Origin of the sequence: Streptomyces sp. NPDC021622, from assembly GCF_040640795.1 — a bacterium.
Lineage (GTDB): Bacteria > Actinomycetota > Actinomycetes > Streptomycetales > Streptomycetaceae > Streptomyces.
In genome coordinates this window covers 155,949-169,199 of sequence record NZ_JBFACK010000022.1, presented here as the reverse complement: position 1 = coordinate 169,199, position 13,251 = coordinate 155,949, and the positions used below count along the sequence as shown (strand labels likewise).

Annotated in this window: 10 protein-coding genes and 1 pseudogene; 10 read left to right on the top strand and 1 reads right to left on the bottom strand. The window is 70.4% G+C overall.

Features of this window, described 5'->3' with window-relative positions; all coding sequences use genetic code 11:
- Window positions 1-114: 114 nt before the first annotated feature.
- Window positions 115-1,263: an aldose epimerase family protein gene (locus tag AB0G47_RS35405; protein ID WP_360778395.1), complete on the top strand. Its 1,149-nt coding sequence runs from the start codon at window positions 115-117 to the stop codon at window positions 1,261-1,263.
- Window positions 1,264-1,271: 8 nt separating this feature from the next.
- On the opposite strand, the gene AB0G47_RS35400 is transcribed toward AB0G47_RS35405, so the two are convergent.
- Window positions 1,272-2,102, bottom strand: a complete 831-nt coding sequence (locus AB0G47_RS35400) for a pectate lyase (RefSeq protein WP_360778393.1) — start codon at window positions 2,100-2,102, stop codon at window positions 1,272-1,274.
- Window positions 2,103-2,394: 292 nt separating this feature from the next.
- Here AB0G47_RS35400 and AB0G47_RS35395 point away from each other — a divergent pair, with 292 nt between their 5' ends.
- From AB0G47_RS35395 to AB0G47_RS35355, 9 genes and pseudogenes are all read left to right on the top strand, one after another.
- Window positions 2,395-3,042 (top strand): GntR family transcriptional regulator, encoded by a 648-nt coding sequence (locus AB0G47_RS35395; protein ID WP_360778390.1) that lies wholly within the window; start codon window positions 2,395-2,397, stop codon window positions 3,040-3,042.
- Entirely contained in the window at window positions 3,039-3,965 is a 927-nt protein-coding gene (locus AB0G47_RS35390; protein WP_360778387.1) for a dihydrodipicolinate synthase family protein, read from the top strand. Before AB0G47_RS35395 ends, AB0G47_RS35390 begins: the two co-directional genes overlap by 4 nt.
- A complete protein-coding gene (gene araD / locus AB0G47_RS35385) occupies window positions 3,962-5,677 on the top strand; it encodes an L-arabinonate dehydratase (RefSeq protein ID WP_360778384.1) in 1,716 nt (571 codons plus the stop codon). Before AB0G47_RS35390 ends, araD begins: the two co-directional genes overlap by 4 nt.
- 114 nt (window positions 5,678-5,791) lie before the next feature.
- Complete coding sequence (locus AB0G47_RS35380) at window positions 5,792-6,772, top strand: sugar ABC transporter permease (protein ID WP_360778381.1); 981 nt, start codon at window positions 5,792-5,794, stop codon at window positions 6,770-6,772.
- Window positions 6,769-7,605, top strand: coding sequence for a carbohydrate ABC transporter permease (locus tag AB0G47_RS35375; protein ID WP_360778379.1), 837 nt, complete (start codon window positions 6,769-6,771; stop codon window positions 7,603-7,605). Before AB0G47_RS35380 ends, AB0G47_RS35375 begins: the two co-directional genes overlap by 4 nt.
- Window positions 7,602-8,738, top strand: a pseudogene (locus tag AB0G47_RS35370) (Gfo/Idh/MocA family oxidoreductase); the annotation flags it as partial. The gene AB0G47_RS35375 and the pseudogene AB0G47_RS35370, both read left to right, overlap by 4 nt.
- Before the next feature lie 716 nt (window positions 8,739-9,454).
- The gene (locus AB0G47_RS35365; RefSeq protein ID WP_360778376.1) at window positions 9,455-10,309 is read left to right on the top strand and encodes a PmoA family protein; all 855 of its coding nucleotides are present in this window, start codon (window positions 9,455-9,457) and stop codon (window positions 10,307-10,309) included.
- Window positions 10,306-11,841: a family 43 glycosylhydrolase gene (locus AB0G47_RS35360; RefSeq protein ID WP_360778374.1), complete on the top strand. Its 1,536-nt coding sequence runs from the start codon at window positions 10,306-10,308 to the stop codon at window positions 11,839-11,841. Before AB0G47_RS35365 ends, AB0G47_RS35360 begins: the two co-directional genes overlap by 4 nt.
- A 40-nt stretch (window positions 11,842-11,881) precedes the next feature.
- Window positions 11,882-13,246: a sugar ABC transporter substrate-binding protein gene (locus AB0G47_RS35355; protein WP_360778371.1), complete on the top strand. Its 1,365-nt coding sequence runs from the start codon at window positions 11,882-11,884 to the stop codon at window positions 13,244-13,246.
- Window positions 13,247-13,251 lie beyond the last annotated feature (5 nt).

Here is a 13,251-nt window from a genome sequence, read left to right as displayed (position 1 = left end):
TGGCTGTTAAGAACCTGCGGGCCGTCTTTGGCTGGTCGCGCCCACGCGGCGGAGCCGCACATGTCACAGCCCCGCGCCCCTTCGGGGCGCGCCCCTCCCCTCTTAGGAGCCGCAATGGAAACCAGTAGACGCACCGTTCTCGCCGCGGCCGCCGCCGCGGGAATCGCCGTGGCCGCGGCAGGCACGTCGTACGCATCCGGCGGCCGTACTCCCACCAAGGAGCTCTTCGGAAAGCTCGCCGACGGCACCAAGGTGTACCGCTGGACGCTGGAGAACGGCGGTACCCGGCTGAAGGTCCTCTCGTACGGCGGGATCGTCCAGTCCCTCGAACTCCCCGACCGGCACGGCCGGTACACCAACGTGTCGTTGGGCTTCGACAACTTGGACGGCTACCTCACCGCCACCACCTTCTTCGGCGCCCTCATCGGCCGCTACGGCAACCGCATAGCCAAGGGCCGCTTCACCCTGGACGGCAAGGACCACCAGCTCTCCGTCAACGACGGGGAGAACAGCCTGCACGGCGGGGCCAAGGGCTTCGACAAGCGGGTGTGGGACGTCGAGCCGTTCGCGGATCCCTCGGGCGTCGGCCTGCGCCTGCACTACACAAGCGCCGACGGCGAGATGGGCTATCCCGGGACGCTGCGGGTGACCGTGACGTACACCATCGACGCCCGCGGCGACTGGCGGATCGACTACGCGGCGACCACGGACAAGGCCACCGTGGTGAACCTGACCAACCACACGTACTACAACCTCGCCGGCGAGGGCAGCGGCGACATCTACGGCCACGAACTGGCCCTGGCCGCCGCCCGGTTCACGCCCACCGACGCCGGTCTCATCCCGACGGGCGAGCTGACGAGGGTGGCGGGCACGCCCTTCGACTTCCGGCGCGCGAAGACCGTCGGCCGGGACATCCGTGCCGCGCACCAGCAGCTGGTGACCGCCAAGGGCTTCGACCACAACTGGGTCCTCGACAAGGGGATCACGCAGCGCCCCGAACACTTCGCGACGCTGCGGGACCCGGAGTCGGGCCGCACCCTGAAGATCGCCACCACCGAGCCGGGCGTGCAGTTCTACTCCGGGAACTTCCTGGACGGCACACTCACCGGGACTGCGGGGCGCACCTACCGGCAGGGCGACGGGATGTGCCTGGAGACCCAGCACTTCCCCGACGCCCCCAACCAGCCCTCGTTCCCCTCGACGGTCCTTCGCCCCGGCGAGACCTACCGGTCAAGCACGGTGCACAGCTTCTCGGCGCGCTGAGCCGCGGCCTACCTGTAGCTGATGTCCCCGGCGGTGAACCTGCAGTGCTTGCCGTCGGGGCCCGAGCCCGTCTTGGGCGGCTCGGCGCCCGTGTTGTTGCCGGTGAAGCGGTCGCAGGTGGCGATCTTCCTGCCGCTGTCGCCGTGGATGCGGATGCCCCGCAGCGCGGCCGTGTCCCCATAGTTGGTGTTGATGCCGACGATCGACTTGCCGGGGGCGGTGATGTCGACGTCGTTCACGATGACGTTCCGCTGGTACTGCTTGGAGCAGTTGCCGCAGGAGCGCACCAGCTTCCCGAAGTCGGACACCTGGAACTTCGTGATGACCAGCTTGCCCGCGCCGTTGAACTGGAAGACCTTGTCGTCGGCCTTCTTGGCGCCACCGCCGTGGACCGTGTACGTCGATCCCGCCGACGTCCCCTTGAAGGTGGCCGCGTCCTCGCCCACGTCCTCCCACCACACGTTCTGCAGCGTGCAGCTGCCCTGGCAGTGGATGCCGTCGGCGGCCGGGGAGCCGATGATGACGTTCTTGAGGACCGCGCCGTCCTTCAGCTTGAAGATCGGGTCCTGGCCCTCGTCCTGTCCGTCGCCGCCCAGGTCGCCGGTGCCGTAGTAGCGCTTGAGGCCGCCGTCGAGAGTGCCGGAGACCTCGATGGTCTTGGCGGTCGGCTGCTGCCCCTCGGCCTCCGGCCAGGCGGTGGCCGCACCCGCGGTCGACATCATGGAGGTGGTGACGAGGGCGGCGGCGGTCACGCCGAGCGCGGCGATGCCGCCGACGACGGCACGGCTCTTGGTGAGGCGCCGGCGATGGCTGGCGCGCCGGCTCGCTCGTGGAGTCATGTCCCGGTTCATTGCTTCGGTTCTTTCCTTCAGTCAGTAGTGGACGGCTTGCATGTCCTTGTCGCCGCCGCCCGGCGAAGGGTTGCCGCGCGGAGAGGATCAATTGCGCGCCCCCAACTCCGCGCTCCTGAACGGGCGTTCCTGTGCGAGGCATTGACGCGGATCTGTCGGCGCCCTAGCTTCATCGCGTCGTACTTCGTACGTCATATATGAGACGCGATACATGACGGCTGTACATGAGGGCCGTGCATGACGGCTGTACGCGATGGCTGCACGACGACTGAGAGCATCGATGAACCTTGCGCCCCACCCCATCCCCTCGCGCACGCAGTACGTGCTCGAAGCGGTCAAACACCGCATCCTCACCGGGCAGTTGGCGCCCGGACAGGCCCTCGTCGAGACCGAGCTCGCCGCCCAGTTCGGGGTGTCCAAGACACCCGTACGGGAAGCGCTGAAGACGCTCGCCGGTACCGGGCTCGTGGTGATGAGCCAGTACAAGGGCGCCACCGTGCGCACGGTGGACGCGGCCATGGCGCGGGAGGTCTACGACGTACGCCTGCTGCTCGAACCGGAGGCGCTGCGGCGCACGGTCCGGGGTGGCGCGGCCCAACTGGACGAGGCGCGCGACGCCCTGGAACGGGCGGACGGCGCGGCGGACGCGGCCGAACGCTCCCTCGCCAACCGGGAGTTCCACCGCGCGCTCTACGCACCGTGCGGCAATCCACTGCTCGCCCGGATGCTCGACGACGTGCGCGACCAGGCGGCCCTGGTCTCCGCCGTCGCCTGGGCGACCCTGCACTCCTGGGAGCAGGAGGCGGCCGAGCACCGGGAGATCCTGCGGCTCGCGCTCGCGGGAGAAGCCGAAGCCGCGGCGCGCGGACTCCATGACCACATCGCCTCGTTCGTGCGGCGGGCGTTCCCGGAGGGGGAGCCTTCATGACGGGACCGAGCGACAACTCCCGTTTCGACGGGGTGCGTTCCGCGCTCGCCGATGTCGTCGCGATCCCCGTGACGCCGTTCGCCGATGACGGTTCCGTGGACCGGGACACCTATCGCGCGCTGATACGGCGGCTCACCGACGGTGGCGTACGCACGCTCACGCCGAACGGCAACACGGGCGAGTTCTATGCCCTGGACCCCGAAGAGCGGCGTCTGGTCACCGAGTTGACCCTTGAGGAGGCGGGCGAGAGCGGCGCCACCGTCCTGGCCGGCGTCGGCCATGACCTGCCGACCGCGGTCGCCGCCGCCCGGCACGCGCGGGACGCCGGGGCGCACATGGTGATGGTCCATCAGCCGGTGCATCCGTACGTGTCCCAGGATGGCTGGGTCGACTACCACCGTGCCGTCGCCGACGCCGTGCCCGAGGTCGGTGTCGTCCCCTACATCCGCAATCCCCGTCTCGCCGGTCAACGCCTCGCGGAGCTCGGTGAGTTGTGCCCCAATGTGATCGGCGCGAAGTACGCGACGCCGGACGCCGCGGCCTTCGCCGCGTTCGCGCGGGACGCGGGGCTCGGTCGCTTCGTGTGGGTGGCGGGGCTCGCCGAGCTGTACGCGCCCGCGTACTGGGCCGTCGGCGCCACCGGCTTCACATCGGGTCTGGTGAATGTCGCACCCGAGGTGTCGCTGCGGATGCGCGACGCCCTGCGGGCCTGCGACTATCCGGCGGCCATGGAGGTGTGGGAGCGGATCCGGCGCTTCGAGGAGCTGCGCGCCGCCGACCAGTCCGCGGACAACGTCACCGTCGTCAAAGAGGCACTCGCCGCGCTCAGCCTGTGCCGCCGCGAGGTGCGCCCGCCGAGCCGGGTGCTGCCCATCGAGCGGCGCGATGAGATAGCGGCGCTTGTGAAGGCGTGGGCGATATGAGACCGGACGAGCTGCGCAGCCACCAGTGGTACGGCACGGACGGCCTGCGGTCCTTCAGCCATCGGGCGCGCACCCGCCAGCTCGGGTATCTGCCCGATGAGCATCTGGGCAAGCCCGTCATCGCGGTCCTCAACACCTGGTCCGACATCAACCCCTGCCACGTCCATCTGCGCGACCGCGCCCAGGCGGTCAAGCGCGGGGTGTGGCAGGCGGGCGGCTTCCCGCTCGAATTCCCCGTCTCCACACTGTCGGAGACCTTCCAGAAGCCGACCCCGATGCTCTACCGGAACCTCCTGGCCATGGAGACCGAGGAGCTGCTCAGGTCCTATCCGGTGGACGGCGCGGTCCTGCTCGGCGGCTGCGACAAGACGACGCCCGCCCTGCTCATGGGGGCCGCGAGCGCCGATCTGCCGGGCGTCTTCGTGCCGGCCGGGCCGATGCTGCCGGGGCACTGGCGCAACGAGGTGCTCGGTTCGGGCACCGACATGTGGAAGTACTGGGACGACAAGCGTGCCGGGCTCATCGGCGACTGCGAACTGGCCGAGCTGGAGAGCGGGTTGGCCCGCTCCCCCGGCCACTGCATGACCATGGGTACGGCCTCCACGCTGACCGCCGCGGCCGAGGCGCTGGGCGTGACGGTGCCCGGCGCCTCCTCGATCCCCGCGGTGGACTCCGGGCACGACCGGATGGCGGCCGCGTCCGGGATGCGGATCGTCGAACTCGTCCACCAGGACGTGAAGTTGTCGAAGCTGCTCACGCGCGAGGCGTACGAGGACGCGGTCGCCACCGTGCTCGCGCTCGGCGGCTCCACCAACGCCGTGATCCACCTGATCGCGATGGCGGGCCGCAGCGGCGTACGCCTGACGCTCGACGACTTCGACCGGATCGCGCGGAACGTGCCGGTGCTCGCCAATCTGCGCCCCGGCGGTCAGTACCTCATGGAGGACTTCCACTTCGCGGGCGGACTCCCGGCGTTTCTGGCCCAGTTGACCGACGTACTCCATCTGGACCGGCCCACCGTCGCGCACGACACCCTGCGCGAGCAGCTCGCGGGAGCCACCGTGCACAATCCCGAGGTCATCCGCCCCCGCGACAGGCCGCTGGCCGACGAGGGCGGGGTGGCGGTCCTTCGCGGCAACCTCTGCCCGGACGGCGCCGTGATCAAGCACATCGCCGCCGAGCCGCGGCTGCTGCGGCACACCGGCCCGGCGGTGGTCTTCGACGACTACCGCACGATGCAGCGCACCATCGACGACCCCGCGCTCGGCATCACCGCCGACCATGTCCTGGTGCTGCGCGGCTCCGGCCCCATCGGCGGTCCCGGCATGCCCGAGTACGGCATGCTCCCGATCCCCGACCACCTGCTGAAGCAGGGGGTGCGCGACATGGTACGGATCTCCGACGCGCGGATGAGCGGCACGTCGTACGGCACCTGTGTGCTGCACATCGCGCCCGAGTCGCACGTCGGCGGGCCGCTCGCCCTGGTCCGTACGGGCGACCTGATCACCCTGGACGTCGAGGCGCGATCGCTCCATCTCGCCGTGTCCGAGGAGGAGTTGGAGCGGCGGCGCGCCGCGTGGACGCCGCCGCCCGCGCGCTACGGGCGCGGTTACGGCGCGCTCTACAGCGAGCAGATCACGCAGGCCGACACCGGCTGCGACTTCGCTTTCCTGGCCCGCGACGGCGAGGTCCCCGACCCGTACGCGGGCTGATCCCGCCGCTCCTCCGTCGACTTCTTTTCCGTCGACTTCTTTTTTGTACGAGATCTCGAACGACGTCTGCGAAGCGCTTCGCCTCATGCAGACCCTGAGAACGGAGAAGCAGACATGGCCCAAGCTGTGGCGAAGGCGCCACCGCAGCCACCGTCCCGGCGCCGCACGCCGGGTGCGCCCCGGCGCCGGACGGGAGCTACCCCGCGCCGGACGGGAGCGACCCCGCGCCGCCTCCCGTATCTGCTGATCGCGCCGGCCGTACTCCTGATGCTCGGCTTCATCGCCTACCCGGTCGTCAGCGTCTTCTACTACAGCCTGCGCCACCACAACCCCACCAAGCCCTGGCGCGACGGCTTCGCGGGCTTCGACAACTTCGTGACCGCGTTCACCGACGACCCGCAGTTCTGGCAGACGCTCGGCTTCAGCCTCCAGTGGGTGGCCGTCGAGGTCGTCCTGCAACTGCTGCTCGGCTTGGGGCTCGCGCTGATCGTCAACCAGACCTTCATCGGCCGTGCGATGGCCCGCGCCCTGGTCTTCTCGCCGTGGGCCGTCTCCGGCGTGCTCACGTCGACGATCTGGCTGCTGATCTTCAACTCCCAGACAGGCATCACCCGTTACCTCGCGGACCTGGGGATCGGCTCGTACGGCACATCGTGGCTCTCGGACACCGGCACCGTCTTCCCGGCCGTCGTCGTCGCCGAACTCTGGCGCGGCGTGCCCTTCTTCGCGATCCTCATCCTCGCCGATCTGCAGTCCGTGTCGAAGGATCTGTACGAGGCGGCCGAGGTCGACGGCGCGAGCCGCTTCCGGCAGTTCTTCCACATCACGCTGCCGCACCTCAAGGACGCGATCATCCTCTCCACACTGCTGCGCGCGGTCTGGGAGTTCAACAACGTCGACCTGCTCTACACCCTCACCGGCGGCGGCCCCGCCGGTGAGACGACGACGCTGCCGCTGCGCATCGCGTCCATCGCCGTCGACTCGCACGACTTCGGCTACGCCTCCGCGCTGACGTCCATCGCGTTCGTGATCCTCCTCTTCTGCTCGATGGTCTATCTGCGCCTGAGCAAGTTCGGAGGAGGTCAGGAGAAATGACGGCCACTCAGCACCACCGCGCCTGGGACGAGGCACCCCGCCGGCAGATCTACCTGCCGCTCGGCCTCTATCTCCTCTTCACCCTCATCCCCTTCTACTGGATGCTGCTCTTCGCGTTCCGCCCTGCGGGCTCGACCTCGCTGCTGCCGTGGCCGATCACGTTCGAGCACTTCGACAAGGTGTGGACCGAGCGGGGCTTCGGGCTGTTCTTCCAGAACAGCCTCATCGTCGGCGTCCTGTCGATGCTGATGACGACGGTCGTCGCGCTCGCGGGCGGCTATGCCCTGGCCCGCTTCGACTTCAGGATCAAGCGCGGCTTCCTGCTGGCGCTGCTGTGCTCGCAGTTCATCCCGGGCGCGCTGATGCTGGTGCCGCTCTTCCAGATCTTCGCCAACCTCCAGATGATCAACTCGCTCGGCAGCGTCATCATCGCCGAGGCCGTCTTCCAGCTGCCGCTCTCGATGATCCTCATCAGCGGGTTCATCAGGAACGTGCCGTACTCCCTGGAGGAGGCCGCCTGGGTCGACGGCTGCGGACGCTTCCGCGCCTTCCGCGCCGTCGTCCTGCCGCTGCTTCGGCCCGGTCTGATCGCGGTCGGCTCCTTCGCCTTCGTACACAGCTGGAACCACTTCCTTTTCGCCCTGATGTTCCTCTCCGACCAGGACAAGCAGACGATCCCGGTCGGCCTCGCCACCCTGATGGGCGCCGACAGCGTCGACCTCGGGGCGCTCGCCGCGGGCGGCGTCATCGCCGCCCTGCCCGTCGTGATCGTCTTCGCCTTCATCCAGAAGTGGCTGGTCACGGGGTTCAGCGCCGGGGCGGTGAAAGGATGAGCAGCGCTCCCCTGCCTCTCGTCCTCGCCGGTGCGCGCGGGCACGGCCGATGGCACCTGGAGAACATCCGCCGACTCCAACAGGCGGGTCTGGTACGGCTCGTGGGCATCTGCGAGGTCGAGCCGCTGAGCCCCGCCGAGCTCGACGGCCTCGGCGATCCCGCGCAGTCCACCGACTTCGGGAGCCTGCTCGACGCCACCGGAGCCGCCGTCGCCGTCATCTGCACCCCGATTCCCGCCCACGCCGGCCTGGCCGTCGCCGCCGCATCGCGCGGCGTGCACCTGCTCCTGGAGAAGCCTCCCGCTCCTTCGTACGCCGATTTCCAGCGGATCGGCGACGCGGTGGCCGCCGCGGGCGTGGCCTGCCAGATCGGGTTCCAGTCGCTCGGCTCGCATGCCGTGCCCGCCGTGCGTGCGCTGGTCGCCGACGGGGCGATCGGCGAGCCGATGGGGGTCGGTGCGGCGGGTGCCTGGGTGCGGGACGAGGCGTACTACCGGCGCGCGCCCTGGGCCGGGCGGCGCCGCCTGGACGGCGTGGACGTCGTGGACGGGGTCCTGACCAATCCACTCGCCCACGCCGTCGCCACCGCCCTTGCGGTCGACGGGTCCATGCGGGCGGAGGACATCGTGCGGGTGGACCCCGAGCTGTTCCGCGCCAACGCCATCGAGTCCGACGACACGTCGTTCGTGGGGATCACCACTGCGCGTGGCGGCCGCGTCGGTGTCGCCGCGACCCTCTGCGCCGAGCGACCTGCCGAGCCGTACGTCATCGTCCACGGCGCGGAGGGCCGCATCACCCTCTGGTACAAGCAGGACCGGGTGCTCGTGCAGCGTGCCGGGCACGGGTCCGAGGAGGTCCTGCACGCGCGGACGGACCTCCTCGAAAACCTCGTCGACCATCTCGCGGGCCGCGCCGAGCTGCTGGTTCCGCCGGCGTCGACGGGCGCCTTCATGAAGGTCGTCGAGTCGATCCGCCGGGCGCCCGATCCGCGCCCGCTGCCGGTCGAGGCGTGGCGTTCCGTGCCCGGTGCGTACGAGGGCGTGCGGCGCCGGATCGTGCACGGCATCGACGGCCTCGTCGCGGCGAGCGCGGACACGCTGTGCGGCTACGCGGAGCTGGGCACGTTCTGGGCACTGCCGAACGGAAACCCCGCAGCTTGGCTCCCGGCTACGGACCCCTCCACCCCTGAGCCCGCGGCCGCTCAGGAGCCTGCCGTCCCGGCCCCGACCTCGGCCCCGACCTCGGCCCCTGCCCCTGACCCTGGGATCCCTGCCGATCAGATCTCCGCAGCTGAGTCCGCCACCTCTGAAACCCCTGCCCTCGCAGACCCCGCATCAGGGACACCCGCCCCACAAGCCGCCACAAAGCCCACCGCCGATGAGGGCCACACCCCGCAAACCCGCACCAAAGCACCCTCCGCCGACGGGAACCCCGCAGCCCGGCTCCCGGCTGCGGGACCCTCCACCGCTCAGCCCGCCGCCCCTCAGGAACCTGCCGTCCCGGCCCCGACCTCGGCCCCTGACCCTGGGACCCCTGCCGATCAGATCTCCGCAGCTGAGTCCACCGCCTCTGAAACCCCTGCCCTCGCAGACCCCGCATCAGGGACACCCGCCCCACAAGCCGCCACAAAGCCCACCGCCGATGAGGGCCACACCCCGCAAACCCGCACCAAAGCACCCTCCGCCGACGGGAGCCCTGCCCCACAGACCCCCACCACACATCCCACCGCCGACGGGAGCCCCGCCCCGCACTCCGCACCCGACGGGCCCCTAACCCCAGACCCCACCGCCCCACACACCCCCACCCCCGAGCCCTCCCCCGCCGAGAACCCACCGAGGTGAAGACCCCCATGGACCGGACCTCGATCGAGACCTCGCTCATGCTCCGCTGTTCGGGCCGCCCCGTCGCCCGCTACGTCATCCACCCTTCGGTCGGCCCGCGGCTCGCCCCGCGTCCCTGTCTCCATCCCGTCCGCACCTTCGGCGGCCTTCCCGTCACCGAGTTCGGTCCCGCCGACCACCCGCACCACCTTGGGGTCGGCGTCGCCGTGGCCGATGTCGCGGGCCGCAACTTCTGGGGCGGGCGCACCTACGTACGCGGTCAGGGGCCGACCGAGCTCGACAACCACGGTGAACAGCGCCACCTGGAGTACAAGCTGCGCGACCCGGACGGCTTCGTCGAGGAGATCGGCTGGCTCGACGGGGAGCGCGAGCTGCTGCGCGAGCGGCGCACCGTCGCCGTCACGCCGCTCACCACGTCCGCCTGGGCGCTGGACTTCACGTTCTCCCTCACCAACCCGGCCGCCGCGGAGATCTCGATCGGCAGCCCCGCCACCAACGGCCGCCCCGGCGCCGCCTACGGGGGATTCTTCTGGCGCGCCCCCAAGGAGGCGCAGGCCCCCGAGGTGTTCACCGCGGACGCCGATGGCGAGGCCGCCGTGCACGGCGCCCCGGCCGACTGGCTGGCCCTCGCGGGCCACGGCTGGACCCTCGTCTTCGCCGGGGCGACTCCCGAGACGCGGCGCGACCCGTGGTTCGTACGGACCGCCGAGTATCCGGGCGTCGGCTCCTCGCTCGCGCCCGAGCGGCGCCTGCCGATCGGGCCGGGCGAGACCGTCGTACGCCGTGTCGTCACCGTCGTCGCGGACGGCCGCCCCAGCCGTGCCGAGGCCGCGGGGCTCGTCCGCAAGGCGGTGACCGCGTGAACGCGACGGGGGCAGGCGGGCTCGGTGACCTCGGCGACGGGACCTATGGCAACCCCGTCCTCGCCGCCGACTGGCCCGACCCCGACGTCGTCCGGGTCGGCGACGACTTCCACCTCACCGCGTCCAGCTTCGGGCGCGCCCCGGGGCTGCCTCTCCTGCACTCCCGCGACCTGGTGAACTGGACCCTGATCGGGCACGCCCTTGAGCGCCTCGAACCGGCGGAGGCGTTCGCCGCGCCGCGGCACGACTGCGGGGTGTGGGCGCCGTCGATCCGGCACCACGACGGCCGGTTCTGGATCTTCTGGGGCGACCCCGACCACGGCGTTTTCCAGGTCAACTCGCCCGACATACGCGGCCCTTGGAGCTCCCCGCATCTCGTCAAGGCCGGCAAGGGACTCATCGACGCCTGCCCGCTGTGGGACGAGGAGCGCGGCGAGGCGTATCTCGTGCACGCCTGGGCCAAGTCGCGCTCCGGCATCAAGAACCGCCTCACCGGTCACCGCATGAGCCCCGACGGCCGTGAACTCCTCGACGAGGGGCGGGTGTTGGTCGACGCGGACCACATCCCCGGCTGGTTCACGCTGGAGGGGCCCAAGCTGTACCGCCACGACGGCTGGTTCTGGATCCTCGCCCCGGCCGGCGGGGTGGCGACCGGCTGGCAGGGCGCCTTCCGTTCCCGGACCTTCCACGGCCCCTACGAGGAGCGGATCGTCCTGGAGCAGGGCGACACCCCCGTCAACGGCCCCCACCAGGGCGGCTGGGTGCGCACGCCGTCCGGCGACGACTGGTTTCTGCACTTCCAGCAGCGCGGCGCGTACGGCCGGGTCGTCCACCTGCAGCCGCTGCGCTGGGGCGCGGACGGCTGGCCGGTGATCGGGGCCGACGGCGCCCCCGTCGACGTACACAAGAAGCCCGACCTGCCCCCGCAGCCGTTCGCCGCTCCCCCCACCGACGACGACTTCCCCGGTGGACGCCACGGCCGCCAGTGGCAGTGGTCGGCCAACCCCCGTGACGGCTGGGCGACTTCACACGCCGCGGACGGTCTGCGGCTGGCCTGCGTACGGTCCGCGGACGCCCACGACCTGCGCCGCCTGCCCCATGTCCTGACCCAGCGCATTCCGCTCGTGCCGTGCACCGTCGAGGTCGGCCTGCGGCTCGACGGCACGGCGGCCGACGCCAGGGCCGGTCTTGCCGTCCTCGGCGACGCGTTCAGCTGGATCGGCCTCGAACGCGACGGTGCCGGGGCGGTCCGTCTCGTCCACCGGTTCGCCGAGTCCGTCGCCGAGCGGGAGCGCGACGCCGAGCGTCCGCGCCCGGCCCCCGACGGCACCGCGCGGCTGCGCATCTCCATCGCTGACGGCGCACGCTGCCGCTTCTCCGCCGACACCGGCGACGGCTTCCGCCCATCGGGCCAGGTCTTCGCGGCGACGCCGTGGCGGTGGGTCGGCGCACGGCTCGGCCTGTTCGCCACGGCCCCGGCCGGCCGCGGCGGGGCCGGGACCGCCTTGTTCACCCGCTTCCGGATCACCTGACACCCGGACATCTCAAGACACCTCAATGAAGAGAGCCGACATGGACATCAGCATCCCCAGAAGCAGAAACAGAAGCAGAAACAGAAGCCGACGTGCAATGGCCGCCGTCGCCCTCACCGCCGCGCTCGCGCTGACCGCCACCGCCTGCGGTGACAACGGCAGCGGCGCCGGAGGGGACAAGGGCCAAGAAGGCTCGGGGAAGGGCGAGATCACCTTCTGGGACAACAACGGCGGTGTCCGCACCGACGTCTGGAAGGAGATCATCAAGGACTTCGAGGCGAAGAACCCGGACATCCACGTCAAGTACGTGCCGATCCCCGCCGAGAGCGTCCAGTCCAAGTACGACACCGCCATCCAGGGCGGCGGCCTGCCCGACGTCGGCGGCGTCGGTGCCGCGATGCTCGCCGGGATCTCCGCGCAGAACGCCCTGGAACCGCTGGACGAGCGGCTCAGCGGCAGTTCCCTGGACGGCAGGCTGAATCCGGGCATGGTCGACAGCGTCCGCGCGGCGGGCGGCGGCAACCGGCTCTTCACGGTGCCGACGTCGGCGAGCAACGGCGTGCTGTACTACCGCACCGATCTCTTCAAGGCGGCCGGACTGGAAGCCCCCACCACCTGGGGCAAGTTCTACGAGGCGGCCGAGAAGCTCACCGCCAAGGGCGAGAACAAGTTCGGGTACACCATGCGCGGCGGTGAGGGTTCCATCGCGCAGGCGCTCGACGCGGCCTATGGCCAGTCCGGCATCGGCTCGTTCTGGGACGGCGAGAAGACCACCGTCAACGACCCCAAGAACGTGGCGGCGTTGAAGAAGTACGTCGCGCTCTACGAGAACAACACCCCCGCGGCCGACGTCAACAACGACTTCAAGAAGATGAACGCCCAGTGGGACACGGGCCAGATCGGCATGCTCAGCCACAACCTCGGCTCCTACACGGACCATGTGAAGGCGCTCGGTGAGGGCAAGTTCCGCGGCCTGCCCAACCCGATGACCGACCAGGGCGTACGCGTCCAGGTGTCCAACCCGGTCGACGGGCTCGGCCTGTTCAGGTCCAGCAAGAAGAAGGCGGCCGCCTGGAAGTTCATCGAGTTCGCGGCCTCGCACGAGGCCAACAGCAAGTGGAACAGGTCGGCGGGGGCCATCCCCGCCAACACCGCGGCCTCCAAGGACGCCTGGGTGAACGAGGCCGAGCCCACGAAGCTGGCCGCGGCCGCGCTCAACGACGGCTCCCTCAAGATCGTGCAACTGCCGTACCACCTGCCCGACTGGAACACCATCAGCAAGGCCGACAACGAGCCGAACTACCAGAAGGTCCTGCTCGGCAAGATGTCCGCGAAGGACTTCCTCGACACCCTCGCCGAGCAGCTCAACGAGGCTCAGGCCGAGTGGAACGAACAGAACAAGTGACGGCG

Excerpts from the sequence above, each read along its gene's own strand:
- AB0G47_RS35405 (WP_360778395.1), top strand. The coding sequence starts at position 115 with ATGGAAACCAGTAGACGCACCGTTCTCGCCGCGGCCGCCGCCGCGGGA.
- AB0G47_RS35400 (WP_360778393.1), bottom strand. The coding sequence starts at position 2,102 with ATGACTCCACGAGCGAGCCGGCGCGCCAGCCATCGCCGGCGCCTCACC.
- AB0G47_RS35395 (WP_360778390.1), top strand. The coding sequence starts at position 2,395 with ATGAACCTTGCGCCCCACCCCATCCCCTCGCGCACGCAGTACGTGCTC.
- AB0G47_RS35390 (WP_360778387.1), top strand. The coding sequence starts at position 3,039 with ATGACGGGACCGAGCGACAACTCCCGTTTCGACGGGGTGCGTTCCGCG.
- araD (WP_360778384.1), top strand. The coding sequence starts at position 3,962 with ATGAGACCGGACGAGCTGCGCAGCCACCAGTGGTACGGCACGGACGGC.
- AB0G47_RS35380 (WP_360778381.1), top strand. The coding sequence starts at position 5,792 with ATGGCCCAAGCTGTGGCGAAGGCGCCACCGCAGCCACCGTCCCGGCGC.
- AB0G47_RS35375 (WP_360778379.1), top strand. The coding sequence starts at position 6,769 with ATGACGGCCACTCAGCACCACCGCGCCTGGGACGAGGCACCCCGCCGG.
- AB0G47_RS35365 (WP_360778376.1), top strand. The coding sequence starts at position 9,455 with ATGGACCGGACCTCGATCGAGACCTCGCTCATGCTCCGCTGTTCGGGC.
- AB0G47_RS35355 (WP_360778371.1), top strand. The coding sequence starts at position 11,882 with ATGGACATCAGCATCCCCAGAAGCAGAAACAGAAGCAGAAACAGAAGC.